The sequence below is a fragment of the uncultured Megasphaera sp. genome (assembly GCF_900539295.1).
Taxonomy (GTDB): Bacteria; Bacillota; Negativicutes; order Veillonellales; family Megasphaeraceae; genus Megasphaera.
The window spans coordinates 48314-62934 of sequence record NZ_UQBH01000011.1 but is presented as its reverse complement, the minus strand read 5'-3'; the positions used below and the strand labels follow the sequence as shown (position 1 = coordinate 62934).

The window sequence follows — 14621 nt, the reverse complement described above, 5'->3', positions numbered from 1 at the left end:
AAAGCACAAGTTGCGCCAACGGCCATAGTTGCTACGAGAGCTGCTAATACTTTGGTTTTCATGAGTAATAACCCCTTTTCGATAAAATAAGTTTCTGTAAGACTTACACCGTTACGGGCGAGTGTCGAAACGTTATTCTTCAAGGGTTCATTGGCGAGTTGTCCTAGTTTCCTCTCTTTTACTGCCTTGAATCATATCGTTTGTCTGCTCTGTCTGGCGAGTGCTGCCTGCATTCACACCACACTCACTGTAATTATTATACATTTTAGTTTTTACCCTGTCAAAGCAAAGTCCCTCGTGAAAAATTTCCTTATTTTTAAACATTGGCTTTATTAAGCCATTTTTATTTGTTAATTTACGACCATTTTACGATTTACAACCGAATCATTTTACATATTATTTCATAAAGTGTTTATTTATACATTCTATGCAATATTCATCAAACCTCCTTTCGTTTTGGGAATACATTTCATTTCTGTGATTTCATTTAGTTTTAAGCAAAGAGAATACCCGGTCTTCAAAGGCTGAATTATCCGTCTTTTCAGAAAATCAACCCCATAAAAAAAGAGTACCCTTTGATAGGCTGTCTCGCTTATCAAAGGGTACTTCGTCTTCATCAGCCTTCTTCCAGGCTCTTGCGAAGGGCGGCGATGTCTTCGGCTAACTTCTGTTCTTCCGCTTCATTGCGCTCGATGGTCAGGGTAAAGGCCATGCCTTCATCGGCCCCTTCGGGCAGGAGTTCGACGGGAAACTGGAGTTCATGTTCATCGTCATTCAAGATGATGTAAGCTGTCTGTTCCGTAATGCGGTCGATGCTTCCGATGAGTTCTTTTTTCATCATTCATGCTCCTTTTCAATGCTGTACGACGAACCGTCGGTCTTGATGGTAATGACGCCGTTGCGGTCCGTCCGATAGACGTCGACATGGTATTTCTGAAGGGTCTTCAAGGTCGGTTCATGCGGAAATTTATAGGAGTTATTGACGCCGCAGGAAATGGTCGCCGCCTTGGGGGCTACGGCCTTCACGAAGGCATCGGACGACGACGTCTTGCTGCCGTGGTGGCCGACTTTTAGGATGTCGGCCTTGATGTCCTCTTTGAGAAGCTGCTGTTCCACTTCTTTCTGGGCATCGCCGGTGAACAGCATGGAGAACTTGCCGTAGGTCAGCTTGCCGACGATGGAGTTATCGTTGGTCAAGCCGCTTTCTGACACGCCGGTCGTATTCTCCTTGGTAAAAATCGTGCCCGGCGAGAGGACCGTAAAGGTGACGTCATCGCCGAGGGTCAGGGTGTCCCCTTTCTTCAATACCTTGTAAGGGATCTTCTTAGCCTTGATGTTCTTTAAATAATTGCGGTACATGGCCGTGTTGGCAATCTGGCCGTTATCGTAGATCTGTTTGATGTTAAAGGCTTTGAACAGGGCTGCCATACCGCCCATGTGGTCGCCGTGGGGATGGGTGATGATGATGGCGTCGATGTCCTTGACGCTGCGGGCCTTAAGCTGCTGAACCAGCGAATCGCGGCTGTCGACGTCGCCCGTGTCGATGAGCATGTTCTTGCCCTTATACTGGATGAGGGCCGCATCGGCCTGGCCGACGTTCAAGATCGACACGCGCAGGTCTTTATCGGAGTCGGTCAGGGACTGAACGGCACTGGCGCCGGACGAGGCCATGGACGTGACGCTGTTGGCGCAGCCGGCCAGGATGAGCATAAAGGTCAACAACAGGGTTAAGGGAAATAATAAAATTCTTCGTTTCTTCAACTTACTTGCCTCCAATTAAGGGCTGCTGCAAAATGGGCAGCGCCAGATTTCCTTCGAGATCGGCCAGGACGCCCGGCAGGGCATCGGCCGTTTCCATGGGCGTAAAGCCATAGGGGCCCCGGTCTTTTCGGCAGGCGTCGCCGGCCGCGCCGTGGAGATAGACGCCGGCACAGGCGGCACTGCAAAGGTCGCTCATGCCCTGGTGGGCCGTCATAGAGGCGATCATGCCGGTCAGGATATCGCCCATACCGCCGCAGGCCATGCCGGCATTGCCCGTCGGATTGACGTAGACGTTGCCCGTCTTGGCCGACACGATGAGGGTCGGCGCCCCTTTGAGGACCAGGTTCACCTTCCAGTCGGCGGCAAAGGCCCTTGCCCTTCCGATGAGGTCTTCTTTGATCTCGGCCATGGGAAATCCGCTGAGGCGGGAAAATTCTGCCAAGTGGGGCGTCACGATGATTCGATATCCCATGGCGGCCACGAAGTCTTTTTCACCGGCCAAGAGGTTCAGGGCGTCGGCATCGAGGACGACGGGGCACGTCGTTCCGGCTAAGACGCGCTTCAAGAATTCCCGCGTCCGGTCATCCTTGCCCATACCGGGCCCCATGGCCAGGACCGACCAGCTGCCGCTTTCTTCGATGATGGCGTCGGCATCGTCTGCCGTAAAGCAGTCGCCGGTGCCGACGCTTTTGACCATGACTTCCGGCTGGACGCCGATGCAGTACGGCCCTACTTTGCCGGGTACGCGGAGAAAGACCTTGCCGGCACCGCTGCGGACGGCGCCGTGGGCAGCCATGAGGGCGGCACCGGCCATTTGGCTGCTGCCGGTGACGACGGCAATCGTCCCGTGACTCCCCTTGTGGCTGTCGGGACTGCGGGGCACGACGATTTCGGCGATGTCCGACTGCTGCAGTAAATAGACGGCATCGTTATCGACGCCGTGGAGGAGCGGCCCGGGCATGCCGATGGAATCGACTTCGATATGGCCGGCGCAGGCCCGTCCCGGATAGAGGGCCAGACCGCGCTTCAAGACGCCGAAGGTGACGGTCATGTCGGCAAAGAGGGGCCCGTCTTCTTCATCGTCACCATGGCTGACGACGCCCGTATCGCTGTTGACGCCGGTCGGCATGTCGACGGCAATGACCGTCACTGCTCCGGCAGCGGCAGCGGCGTTGACTTCCGCGACGATGGCTGCCACGGGCTGGCGCAGGCTGCCGTGAAATCCCGTGCCGACCATGGCATCGATGACGATGGACGAGGCATGAAGTCTTTTTCGCAGGAGATACCAATCTTCTTCGCTGACCGGCGGCGGCAGGAGAAGGCACGTTTCATCGTCGGCCAATTCCTTCAAAGTATGGAGGTGCTGACGGGCTTCGTCACTGTAGTCGCCCTCCTCGCCCAAGATGTAGACGTAGGCCCTGGCCCCGGCGGCTAAGATATAGCGGGCGATGACGAAACCATCGCCGCCGTTGTTGCCCTTGCCGCAAAAGAGAACGACGTCCCTTCCGTCCCAACCTTCAATCCATTTTTCTGCCCGTTCGGCTACGGCCCGGCCGGCATTTTCCATCAGCACGGCCGGTGCGATGGCGTAATTGCCGTGCATGGCCTCATAATCCATTTGCCGCATCTGAGCGGCTGTATTTATCTTTTTCATGACCCGGCTCCCTTCGTAAATCCTTAAGTAGTTGTAATCTTACATGACGACAAAAGCCACGGCATAGTCCCCGTCATGGGCGATGGACAGGGACGGAGGCTGGCAGCTCATTTCGCGCACGGCCTTGGCATAGTAGCCGTAAAACCGGTACTGCGGCGCCCCCAATTCATCGTGAACGACTTCGACGTCGGTCCATTTTCCCTGGCGAAAGCCCGTCCCCAAGGCCTTGAACAGGGCCTCTTTGGCCGCAAAGATCCCGGCCAGGGACTCGGTCCGCCACAACTCGCCACGGTGGCAGTAGTCCAGTTCCCGCTCCGTAAAAAAGCGGTTCAGCGACGTGCCGCGGCGCCGCACCAGTACGTCCATGCGGCTGATTTGCACAATATCGGTCCCACAGCGCATAATTTCCTCCAAAAAAAAGCCGCAATCCCCTCAGGAACTGCGGCAAATTTAACTACCACTTCTGCATTCGGATACAGACACCCAGCCCTTCCAGCAGGACCCGGAAGGTGGTAAAGGGCACGGTCATATCATCGTGAAGGCCGTGAGCTACTTTATAGGAAATCGTAACAGTTTGATGCTGGTAATCGTACCGAAAGCCGTGTAGATTCGTTTCAAAGGTATATTTCGGTGCCGGAATGGCAAACTTCGGCGGCTTCTCGACTTCCAGGCCGTGAATGAGCCGTTCCAGCGTCACCCGCTTCGGCAGTTCAGACTGCAGCATTTCTTCTATAAAGCTATCCAATACAGACATGAATCCCCCTAGTCTTCTTCGTCGAAGAAGTGCTGGTGAATGGCTTTGACAGCCATATCGACGACGTCTTCCGCAATGAGGCAGGTAATACTGATTTCCGACGTGGAAATGATTTCGATATTGACGTTGTTGTCGCTGAGGACACCGAACATACCGGCTGCAATGCCCGGGTGACCGGCCATACCGGCGCCGACGACGGAAACCTTGGCCATCTTATCGTCGATGATGATGTCTTCGACAGGCATTTCCGTGCGCAGGGCATGGAAGACCGATTCGGCTTCTTCCAAATCCGTACGGGCAATGGTAAAGGTAATGTCCGTTACGCCTTCGTTGGCATAGCGAACGCTCTGAACGATCATGTCGACGTCGACGTTCTTTTCTGCCAATTCAGAAAAGACGCGGTAAGCAAACCCCGGTTTATTAGGGATACCGAGAACGGTAATTTTAGCAACATTTTTATCCGAAGCGACGCCGCGGATGAGATATTGTTTGACTTCCATAGAGCAATCCTCCTGTATCATAGTTCCTTCATCTTCCGAAAAAGTCGAGCGCACGTAAATGGGAACGCCGAAGCGGCTGCCCATTTCGACGGCCCGGGGCTGCATGACACCGGCGCCGAGCTTTGCCATTTCCAGCATCTCGCCGTATGTGATCTGTTCGATTTTTCTAGCATTGGGAACGACACGGGGATCAGACGTGTATACGCCGTCAACGTCGGTATAAATTTCACAAACATCAGCGTGGATAGCACCGGCAATGGCAACGGCTGTCGTATCGGAACCGCCGCGGCCGAGGGTGGTGATATCGCCATGACCGGTAATGCCTTGGAAACCGGCAACGACGACGATATTATCCTGTTCCAGCGCTTTCATGATGCGGGCCGGCTTCAATGCCAAGATACGGCCCTTGTTGAAAGCATCGCTGGTCTTGATGCCTGCCTGAGCCCCTGTAAAGGAGACGGCTTTCTGACCGGCTTCTTGGAAAGCCATGGCCATGAGAGCGATTGAAACCTGTTCGCCCGTCGTCAGGAGCATATCCATTTCACGGCCGTAAGCCTTAGAGGTAATCTGCTTTGCTAAGGCTACTAAATCATCCGTCGTGTCCCCCATTGCAGAAACGACGATGACGATTTTGTCTTCAGGCTTTTTCCCCTTCAAGACCCGTTGCACAATAGCACGCATTTTGTCCGGCGTAGCCACGGAGCTACCGCCAAACTTCTTAACGATTAATGCCAACTTAAATCCCTCGCTTTTGTTTGTTTAAGTATTCCTTGCCGTGGTAATTCATTCTTATGGTAAAGGCCAAGAGAATCCACTTATTGCAATAATATCATGGAAGGCCATAAATGTAAAGGGACTGCCGCATGCTGTCATATCACGCAACAGTCCCCTGTATTTCTACAGTGATGAGTAATCAATAAGCCGAGTTTTGTACTGCTTGCGCAGCAGCAATCATCTATCTAGACATACTGTTGCCAGCATGTTCAAGCGACACAACCCGGAAGATCAGCGGGCCGCTTCATCCCTTCCCTATTCGGTCTTGCTCCAGATGGGGTTTACCTAGCCGGTACATTACTGTACCGCTGGTGCGCTCTTACCGCACCGTTCCACCCTTACCACTTGCGTGGCGGTACACATTTCTGTGGCACTGTCCCTAAAGTCACCTTCGCCGGCCGTTAGCCGGCATCCTGCCCTGCGGAGCTCGGACTTTCCTCTAATGCAAAGCACTAGCGATTGCCTTTCATACTCAACGCCTTATAGAATATCATATTTTCCTATCGCCGTCAATGACGATGACCGATCTGTCCTTGCTTTTACTGCAAGATACGGCGGATGTCGGCAACGGCCTTATTCATGTCTTCTTTTCCGACGATGGCCGAAATCATGGCAAAGGAACGGAAGCCCTCATCGTAGATGCTGCGGATGTTGTCCAGGCTGATGCCGCCGATGGTGACGACGGGCAGGCTGAACTTCAAGGCAAAGGCCTTGGCTTCGTCGCTGACGACTTCATCGGCATCGGCCTTCGATTGGGTCGGGAACATAGGACCAAAGCCGACGTAATCGGCGCCGTCGGCCTGAGCCTGTTTCATTTCGTCGATGGTATTCGTCGAAACGCCGATAAAGACATCCGGCCCTGCCAATTGGCGAACGACTTCGACCGGGGCATCGTCCTGGCCGACGTGAATGCCGTCGGCACCGCAGGCGACGGCCAAATCCGTCGAATCGTTCATGATGAAGGTTACGCCCTGTTCATGGCAGAGCTCGGCAATGATTTTGGCTTCTTCATATTTAGCACGCCATTTCTTATGTTTTTCCCGGTACTGGATGATGGTAACGCCGGCGGCGATCAGCCCCTTGGCGACGTCGACATTGCTCCGGCCCAGGCAAAGTTCTTCATTGCCCATGATGGCATAAACAGGGTCTTCTAATAAATGTTTTACATGTTCTTCTTTAGTCATAATACATCTGCCTTCCTTATCGTCATCGGCTCTTAACGGAACCGTTAGATTAAATACTGAATCATATCCTGCGACGTCGGATCGCGCCGGCAGTCGATACCCCACTGCCGTTCCGCCGATGCAGCCTGAAGTCTCCGGCAGAGGTCGTCAACGACAGGCGATTCCGTTCCGAAGTGGCCGCCGTCGACGACGACGATGCCTTGTTTCCGGGCTTCCTGAGCGTCGTGGTATTTGACGTCCCCTGTGAGATAGAGGTCGGCACCGGCAGCTTTAGCGGCCTTGATGAAGCCGGCTCCGCCGCCGCCGAGGAGGGCGACGCGGCGAACGGTCACGTCCGTATCGCCGGCATAGGACAAGGCGTCGCGATGAAGAAGATTTTTTATCTTCTTCAGGACTTCCCCTGCCGGTTCCGGCGTCGGCCAATTGCCGACACGGCCCATGGTGAAGGGATGGCCGGCATTTTTCAAGGGATAGATGTCATAGGCCGGTTCTTCATAGGGATGAGCCGCAATCATAGCCTGCAGGACCTGATTCAAACCGCTTTCAGGAACGATGGTTTCGATCCGTTCTTCAGCGACGGTTTCAACTTTTCCGACACTGCCGATGAAAGGATCCGCCCCTTCATGAGCTTTGAACCGCCCTTCTCCCTTCGTCGTAAAGGAACAGTCGCTGTAATTTCCGATATAGCCGGCGCCGCTGTCGGCTAAGGCCTTGCGAAGGGCCTCGCTGTGGCTTTCCGGGACGTAGACGGCGATTTTATAGAGCTTGTCTTCCGAAACGGGAACAAAGCCTTCGATATCCGTAAGGCCCAGTAAATTGGCCAGGACATCATTGACGCCGCCGTCGGCACTGTCGAGGTTGGTATGGCCACTGTAGACGGCGATGTGGTGGGCCAGGAGCTTTTGGTACATGGCCCCGTCATAGGTATCGGTGCGCAGCGATTTAAGGCCGTCGAAGATGACCGGATGGTGGCTGACGATCATGGTGACGCCTTGTTCAATGGCGTAGTCGACGGTCTCCATCATGACATCCAGGGTCACCAGCACTTTGTCGACTTTTTCAGCCGGATTTCCAATGAGCAGTCCCGGATTATCCCACGATTCTTTCAGCTCCAAAGGCGCCCATGTATTCAATACCTTTACAATTTCTCCTACTGTAACTGACACTTCATTTCCCTCCAAAAGGACAATTCCTTTTCTAGTTCTTCAATTTGAACGTGCAGGTCGCGGCGGCTCTTCCGGAGGCCCGCTAAAATCCGACCTTTAGTCTCCATGAGGATCTCGATTTTGCGGACGAGGAGCCCGTCGCGGCGCTGCCAATTGACGGGCCCCACTTCATACTGCCAGTCCGGCAAGGCTTCCGCCCTTCCCGGCACCGCCCGCAGCATTTCGTAGAGGCGGCCGTCGTCGATGACCAACCGCTCGTCCTCGATGTGCCAGCCCTGGTCGTAGAGATAACGGCGCAGCACTCCGGCATCGCTTTGGGGCTGGACGACGACAAACTTCAAGGACTGCCAGACGTCATAGGACTGTTGAAGGATCTTGATCATCAGGGATCCCCCCATGCCGCAGATGACGGCCCCGTCGGCTTCACCGGCGGCAACGCAGGTCAAGCCGTCGCCGAGACGGCAGTCGATGCGGTCCGCAAGGCCCGCTCCTGCGACGTGGGCCTTGGCCGCTGCCAACGGTCCCGGTACGATATCGGCGGCAATGGCCGACGGGCACCACCCCGTTTCACAGGTATGGACCGGAATATAGGCATGGTCGGTCCCGATGTCGGCGATGACTGTCCCCTTGGGAATCAGAGACACGGCAGCCTCGAGGCGCGGCGTCAATTGCATAACAAACACATCCTTTATCGTTATATACTATTTTATTATACCCATCGGACCGTCCCTTGACAAGGACGGCCCCCAAAGGTTCCGGGCACAAAAAAGACTGCCCCAAAGGGACAGTCTTAGAATCAAGCTTATTTCGACAAGGCGACGATCGTTGCAATGGCAGCGACGCCGATGGCGATATTGGCTTTACGGTTAGCCTGGTCGACATCTTTTTTAGGATTCGATTTGCTGGGTTTTTCTTTTTCTTTCCAGTCGTTCTTATATTTCTTGTGGTTCTTATCGTTCTTATCTTTCTTGTCGTTGTGGTTGTCACGATGACGATCATTATCCTGATGTTCCCACTGCTGATTATACGGTCTCGGTTCTGCAGCCTGGGCCGTCAGGGCAGCGCCGCTGAAGGTTGCCACCGTAATCACCAGGACTAAGGCCATGCGCATTATATTCTGAAACTTTTTCATAATAATCAACCCCTTCATTTAAGATTGACTATAGTATACGCGCCGGCCGTTACAATTCAGTCACAAGGCCATTCCAGGGGGACTACAAATCGCTTTCTTTTTGGTAAACAGTCCAAATCCCCTTTTGCGTGACCCATTTCCACTTGCCGGGAACTTCCTGCAGGAAGTGGGCTTCATCGCGGTCATTGACCAGGGCCAGGACCTTGTCGTGATCGGGCAGGTCTTCGATAGCCATGAAAGGCATGACATTTTTCGCATTCCAGCTGATATCTCCGGGCAGGAGCTGACTGATTCGATCACCTTGGACCAGGCGATAGGCCGGGTGGCCGGAATAATAGGTCTGGGATACGGAATAGCGGCCGCCGTACATGACGACCGTCGTCTGATCGTCGGCCATGGTACGGACGACTTGGGAGACGCCGTAGGCCGAAGCCTGCTGGCACTGAGGGATGATGACCAAGTAGGTCACGGCCACGTAAAGGGCCAGGACGATGCCGGCCATATTGACGACCAAGCGGTCATACTTCTTTAAATACGAAGCAAAGCCGATGGCAATGGGAATCATATACGGGAAGGTATAGGTCATGTACTTCGTCGCCATGAGCTGATAAGTAACGAAGATCGTGACCGCCCAGACGATGAGGAACTGGGTCTTCATGGAAAGGGCTGGAAGATGCACTTTCTTTTCCTTCCAAAGGGCTGCCATTTTCCGGGTCAGGCCGTAGTCGCGCCAAGCCAGGGGCAGCGTGAATACCCAGGGGATGAAGCCGACTAAGAAGATGGCACTGTAGTAGTACCAAACGTCGTATCGCGGATGTTCCGATACAGTCGCCCGCAGGACGTTGTGGACGCCGATGAACTGGCTGATAAAATTGCTGCCGTGCATGAGGTACATGGGGACATACCAAATGGCTGTGATGGCCAAAAAGAGAAGCAGGCCGGAAATCATTTTAATGTGCAGCAAGGCTTTTAGGTCGCGGCGCCATAAGAGGAACACCAGGATAATGAGTCCCGGCTGCAAGAGGCCGATGGGGCCTTTGGTCAGGACGGCCAGGCCGGCAAAGGCGTAGGCTGCATAATAGAAGGCCGGCCGTTTTTCACTGTAGGCAATATAAAAGGCCATGAGGCAGGCCGAATAAAAGACGAACAGGGTCATATCGGTGATGACCGCCTTGGACAGGTAGAAATATTCGACCGTCGTCAGCAAGATGAGGCCCGTGAAAAATCCCGTTTTCTTGTCATAGAGCCGGGCTGCAAAGGCATAGGCCAAGAGGATGCCGGCAACGCCGAAGAGGGCTGGGAAGAAACGGGCGGCAAAGTTGCTGATGCCAAATAATTTAAAGGCAGCGATGAGCTCCCAATAGAAGAAAATCGGTTTATCATACCAATAATTGCCAAAAATGCGGGGCGAAAAATAGTCGCCAGAAGCCAGCATTTCCTTGGCCGTCAAAGCGTAATTCGATTCGACAGGGTCGGTAATGACCAGCAAGTAATTGGCTGCAAAACAAAGGATGGTCGTCATGACAGCCAGGACGACGGCCGGTTGTGACAAGGCTCTTTGCCAAAGCCGTTGGACGAAGCGAATCATCCCCGGCGTTTCATGTTTCGTCTGATAAGTCTCCATGATATCCTTTCCTTTCTATACCTCTGTGATGATGGCTACAGTATAGGGTGGAAAGTTAAACAAAGATTTAACAGACTGACAATAAATCAGGAATGATGTATAAAAAAAAGCGGCTTATCCGTGGAAGCGGTAGCCGGCCCCCCAGACCGTTTCGATATAGCGGGGTTTGGCCGTGTCTTCTTCGATCTTTTCGCGAATGCGGTTGACGTGGACCGAGACCGTCGCCGTTTCCCCCAGGGCTTCACTGCCCCAGACGCGGTCAAAAAGGGTCTCCTTGCTAAAGACGATGCCCGGATTCTTGGCAAAGAACAACAAGAGTTCAAATTCCTTATTGGGCAGGCTCACTTCCTGGCCTTTGACAAAGACGCGGTGACCGCTTTCGTCGATTTCAAGGCCGTCAAAACAGAGGGCATGGTGATGGACTTCGCGGGACGTCAATTGCTCATACCGGGCCAGGTGGGCCTTGACGCGGGCCACGAGTTCGTTGGGGCTGAAGGGCTTTACGATGTAATCGTCGGCACCGAGGCCGAGACCGCGAATCTTGTCGATGTCTTCCTGCCGGGCCGATACGAGGATGATGGGAATATCCTTGGCTTCGCGGATGGTGCGGCAGATCTGAAAGCCGTCGCGGCCGGGCAGCATGATGTCGAGGATGATGAAGTCATAGGCTTCCTGAAGGGCCTTCTTCTCCCCCGTATCGCCGTCAAACGCCATGTCGACGGCAAAACCGTTGGCTTCCAGGTAGTCCCGCTCCAATTCGGCAATACCCTTGTCGTCTTCAATGATTAAAATACGTTTCATCTTATGCCTCCCCTTTCGGTAATCGAATGCAGATGGTCAGTCCCTTGGGCTCGGTACGACGGGCCCAAATGGCGCCGCCCATGGCAAGGACGATCTGCTGCACCACAGACAGGCCCAGGCCGCTGCCCTTAGCGACGTTGCTGCGGGCCTTATCGGTACGATAAAAACTTTCAAAGATATTGGTCAAATCGCCGTCATCGACGCCGCGGCCGTTGTCGGCAAAGGTCAGGAGATAGTCCGTATCACCGTCAGCCTCGAGGGACACGGCGACCTCTCCCCTATCCGGATCCTTATATTTCAAGCTGTTGCCGAGGATGTTTTCAAGAACCCGCTGGAACTGGATTCGATCCAAGCGGACGACGGCCTCATCGAGAGATGAGGTAAAACGGACGGCAAGGCCCTGCTGTTCATAAAGGGGCCCCTGTTCACCGACATAATCGGCCACATAAGCCTTGACGTCGACTTGTTCCCAGTGGAAGGGAATCTGTCCCAAATCGAGCTTTGAAAAGAGGAACAGGGTCTGTACCAATTCCGCCATATGGCGCGACGTATCCTGGATCATAGTCAAGTAATGGTGCCGCTTTTCCGGCGTATTGGCAATGCCGTCCAAGATACCGCTGGCGTAGCCTTCAATTTTGGTCAGAGGCGTCGACAAGTCGTGAGAAATGCCGGCCAAGAGTTCCTTGCGGTTCTGATCGTATTTTTCCCGCGTGTCCCGAGCTGAGCGGAGCTGGAGCCGCATCTGTTCAAAAGACCGACAGGTATCACCGATTTCATCGCGGGATACGATCGGCACGGGATGGTCCAAATCACCCTGACTGATAGCATCGGCCATGTCCCGCAGCCGTTCGACGGGCTCGACAATCTGGCGGGCCATCCAACGCGATAAAGCGATGCCGACGGCAACGGTCAACAAAATAGCCAAGACGGCCAGGACGTAGAAGGCCAGTTTCAAGATTTCTTTGGAAGATAAATCGATGAATTCCGACTCGGGGTACAAGGGCACGGCACCGGAAACGGCCAAATGGACGTCCGTATGGGGTGAGACGTAGTAAAAGCGCAAGCCCTGGCCGGTCCAGGAAAAACTGGCGTGCCCACGGGCTTCCCCATCCGTCACCTGCCGGCGAAGGTAAGCCTTGTCGATGCCGGCCGTATCGTAGAGATCTTGTCCGTCCTTCCAAATAGACACATTGAGGCCCTGATTCTCCAAGTGATCGGCTACCAGCAGCAACGGCGCCACATTGCCGTCGTAGCGGTCAGCGCGGACGCGAAGGCGGCTCAGTTCAAACTGGATCGACATGTTTTGCCCGCTTTCAGGCCAAATAAAGGAAATGATGCCGGTCCGGTTGATGTTGCCGAATTGAAGGCCCAAGAGGATGACGATGCTGACCAGTCCCGTAAATAAGACGGGAATAAATATCATGATAAAGTTAGAAAATAAAAGCCGTTTGCGCAGCGGCCAATCGCGTAACTGCATATCCCTCACCTGATTTCACTCAAGATTCTTTCATGCTTATCTTATACGTATAGGTTAAACAAATTTGAAAGAAAATGCAATTTTTCTGACAAATATATTTTTGCCCCGACCTGTAAAGTCTGTTATAATAAGACAAAAATCTATTGTTTTATAAGGGGTGGTACTAACATGACTCAGATTACAGCAGAAACCAAGGAAGAAATACGCAGCCGCTTCCCCCAATTCGTCGAAGCGACCAAGGCTTTTTATGCCAAGGAACTGCCGCCCGGAAAATATAAAGGCATTTCCGGCAAATTCGGCAGCTACGGCGAACGAGGCGCTGACAGCAGCATGCTGCGCCTTCGCTTTTCCGGCGGTGCCATCGACCAAAAGCACATCGCCTTTCTGAAGGACGCCCTCGACAAATACGACACGGACCTCGTCCACTTCACGACCGGTGAAGCCCTGCAGATCCATCACCTCGGCCAGGAAGCCGTCCTCAGCCTCTATCAGGACTGTTTCGACCACGGCATCTACTGCATCGGCGCCGGCGGCGACAACCCGCGCAACATCACGGCCAGCCCGCTCCACGGTATCGCTCCCGGCGAATACTTCAACATGACGCCGTACATTAAGGCCGCCGCCAACTTCGTCATCAACCTCATTCCCGTCTTTAAACTGCCGCGGAAGTATAAAATCAGCTTCTCCAGCGGCCGCGACAACGAAGGCCATGCCACCTTCAAGGACCTGGGCTTCGTCGCTCGTCCGGACCACACCTTTGACGTCTATGCCGGCGGCGGATTCGGCGTCAACGGCTCGCGCTTCGGCATCCTCATCGACGAAGGCATCGATCCCATGGACATCCCCTACTACATCTTAGGCTACGGCCGCGACGTCTACATGAAGTACGGCGACTATGAACACCGGGCCAAGAACCGGTCGCGGTTCATCCTCGAACAGCTCGGCGAAGACGCCTTCCGCAAGGCCGTCCGCGACGCCGTCGCCAAAGCCCGTGAAGAAGGCATCCCCGACTTCTCCATCGAAGAAGAACAGCCTCTTGCCAAGAGCGGCGCCGACGATACGATCCTCGCCGATCCCCGCATCCGCAAGCAGAAGCAGGAAGGCCTGTACCACGTCGAATACAAGCCCTTAGGCGGCACGCCGAAGTTATCGGTCTTCAAAGACCTCTTAGGCCTGCTGTTGACCATGGAAGGCGCCGAAATCCGCCTCAATGCCGATGAAACGGCGTATATCATCAACCTTACGGCTGACGAAGCCCGGAAAGTTGCCGCCCTCACGGCAGACGACACGGCGACGACGGCCTTTGAACACTCGGTCAGCTGCATCGGCGCCACCGTCTGCCAGCAAGGCCTGCGCGACTCCCACGGCATGCTCGCCGAAATCGTCAAGACCTTGAAGGACCGCGGCGTCGACAGCCATTTCCTGCCGAAATGCCACTTCTCGGGCTGTCCGTCGAACTGTGCCGTCCAACAAACGGCTGCCCTCGGACTGCGCGGTGCTGCCAAAAAAGTAAACGACGCCATGGAACCGGCCTTCAACATCTATGTCGGCGGCAGTTATGCACTCGGAAAAGGCGTCGTCGGCGAACAAGTCGGTACGATCACCTCGAAAAACCTTCCGGCTTTCTTCCTGGCCTTAAACGAAACCCTCCTCAAAGCTGACCAGCCTTATGATGAATGGTATCCTGCCCATCAAGAAGAACTTCTGGCTTTGATCAACTCCTTCGAATAAAGAAGGCTCCCGGAAAGAGTTCCTTCACCTGAAACGCCCTGCATCTCTTATGACTGCAGGGCG

General features: G+C 54.1%; 14 protein-coding genes and 1 other RNA gene. 1 reads left to right on the top strand and 14 read right to left on the bottom strand.

Features of this window, described 5'->3' with window-relative positions; all coding sequences use genetic code 11:
* Nucleotides 1-616 precede the first annotated feature (616 nt).
* The 14 genes from QZQ46_RS05360 to QZQ46_RS05295 all read right to left on the bottom strand — a co-directional run bounded on the left by QZQ46_RS05360 (nt 617) and on the right by QZQ46_RS05295 (nt 12827).
* Complete coding sequence (locus tag QZQ46_RS05360) at nt 617-841, bottom strand: DUF3006 domain-containing protein (RefSeq protein ID WP_296827561.1); 225 nt, start codon at nt 839-841, stop codon at nt 617-619.
* Nucleotides 838-1761 (bottom strand): ComEC/Rec2 family competence protein, encoded by a 924-nt coding sequence (locus QZQ46_RS05355; RefSeq protein ID WP_296827559.1) that lies wholly within the window; start codon nt 1759-1761, stop codon nt 838-840. Before QZQ46_RS05355 ends, QZQ46_RS05360 begins: the two co-directional genes overlap by 4 nt.
* A gap of 1 nt (nt 1762) precedes the next feature.
* The gene (locus QZQ46_RS05350) at nt 1763-3415 is read right to left on the bottom strand and encodes an NAD(P)H-hydrate dehydratase (protein ID WP_296827556.1); all 1653 of its coding nucleotides are present in this window, start codon (nt 3413-3415) and stop codon (nt 1763-1765) included.
* 39 nt (nt 3416-3454) lie between these two features.
* Entirely contained in the window at nt 3455-3817 is a 363-nt protein-coding gene (gene acpS, locus QZQ46_RS05345; protein ID WP_296827554.1) for a holo-ACP synthase, read from the bottom strand.
* Nucleotides 3818-3869: 52 nt separating this feature from the next.
* Nucleotides 3870-4169 carry a hypothetical protein gene (locus QZQ46_RS05340; RefSeq protein ID WP_296827551.1) on the bottom strand — a complete coding sequence of 100 codons (300 nt, stop codon included), beginning with the start codon at nt 4167-4169 and terminating at the stop codon, nt 3870-3872.
* Nucleotides 4170-4177: 8 nt separating this feature from the next.
* Complete coding sequence (locus QZQ46_RS05335; RefSeq protein WP_296827549.1) at nt 4178-5404, bottom strand: aspartate kinase; 1227 nt, start codon at nt 5402-5404, stop codon at nt 4178-4180.
* Nucleotides 5405-5571: 167 nt separating this feature from the next.
* An RNA gene (gene rnpB, locus QZQ46_RS05330) (RNase P RNA component class A) lies at nt 5572-5918 on the bottom strand.
* A gap of 64 nt (nt 5919-5982) precedes the next feature.
* Nucleotides 5983-6627 carry a thiamine phosphate synthase gene (gene thiE, locus QZQ46_RS05325; protein ID WP_296827547.1) on the bottom strand — a complete coding sequence of 215 codons (645 nt, stop codon included), beginning with the start codon at nt 6625-6627 and terminating at the stop codon, nt 5983-5985.
* A 44-nt stretch (nt 6628-6671) separates the two neighbouring features.
* The gene (locus QZQ46_RS05320; protein WP_296827545.1) at nt 6672-7793 is read right to left on the bottom strand and encodes a Nif3-like dinuclear metal center hexameric protein; all 1122 of its coding nucleotides are present in this window, start codon (nt 7791-7793) and stop codon (nt 6672-6674) included.
* Nucleotides 7778-8467 carry a class I SAM-dependent methyltransferase gene (locus QZQ46_RS05315; protein ID WP_296827543.1) on the bottom strand — a complete coding sequence of 230 codons (690 nt, stop codon included), beginning with the start codon at nt 8465-8467 and terminating at the stop codon, nt 7778-7780. The genes QZQ46_RS05320 and QZQ46_RS05315 overlap by 16 nt, the downstream gene beginning before the upstream one ends.
* A gap of 128 nt (nt 8468-8595) precedes the next feature.
* Nucleotides 8596-8925, bottom strand: a complete 330-nt coding sequence (locus tag QZQ46_RS05310; RefSeq protein ID WP_296827541.1) for a hypothetical protein — start codon at nt 8923-8925, stop codon at nt 8596-8598.
* 82 nt (nt 8926-9007) lie between these two features.
* Nucleotides 9008-10549 (bottom strand): glycosyltransferase family 39 protein, encoded by a 1542-nt coding sequence (locus QZQ46_RS05305; protein ID WP_296827538.1) that lies wholly within the window; start codon nt 10547-10549, stop codon nt 9008-9010.
* Between the two features lie 114 nt (nt 10550-10663).
* Nucleotides 10664-11350: a response regulator transcription factor gene (locus QZQ46_RS05300; RefSeq protein ID WP_296827536.1), complete on the bottom strand. Its 687-nt coding sequence runs from the start codon at nt 11348-11350 to the stop codon at nt 10664-10666.
* Nucleotide 11351: 1 nt separating this feature from the next.
* Nucleotides 11352-12827 (bottom strand): HAMP domain-containing sensor histidine kinase, encoded by a 1476-nt coding sequence (locus QZQ46_RS05295; protein ID WP_296827533.1) that lies wholly within the window; start codon nt 12825-12827, stop codon nt 11352-11354.
* Between the two features lie 168 nt (nt 12828-12995).
* Here QZQ46_RS05295 and QZQ46_RS05290 point away from each other — a divergent pair, with 168 nt between their 5' ends.
* Nucleotides 12996-14558: a nitrite/sulfite reductase gene (locus tag QZQ46_RS05290; protein ID WP_296827531.1), complete on the top strand. Its 1563-nt coding sequence runs from the start codon at nt 12996-12998 to the stop codon at nt 14556-14558.
* Nucleotides 14559-14621 lie beyond the last annotated feature (63 nt).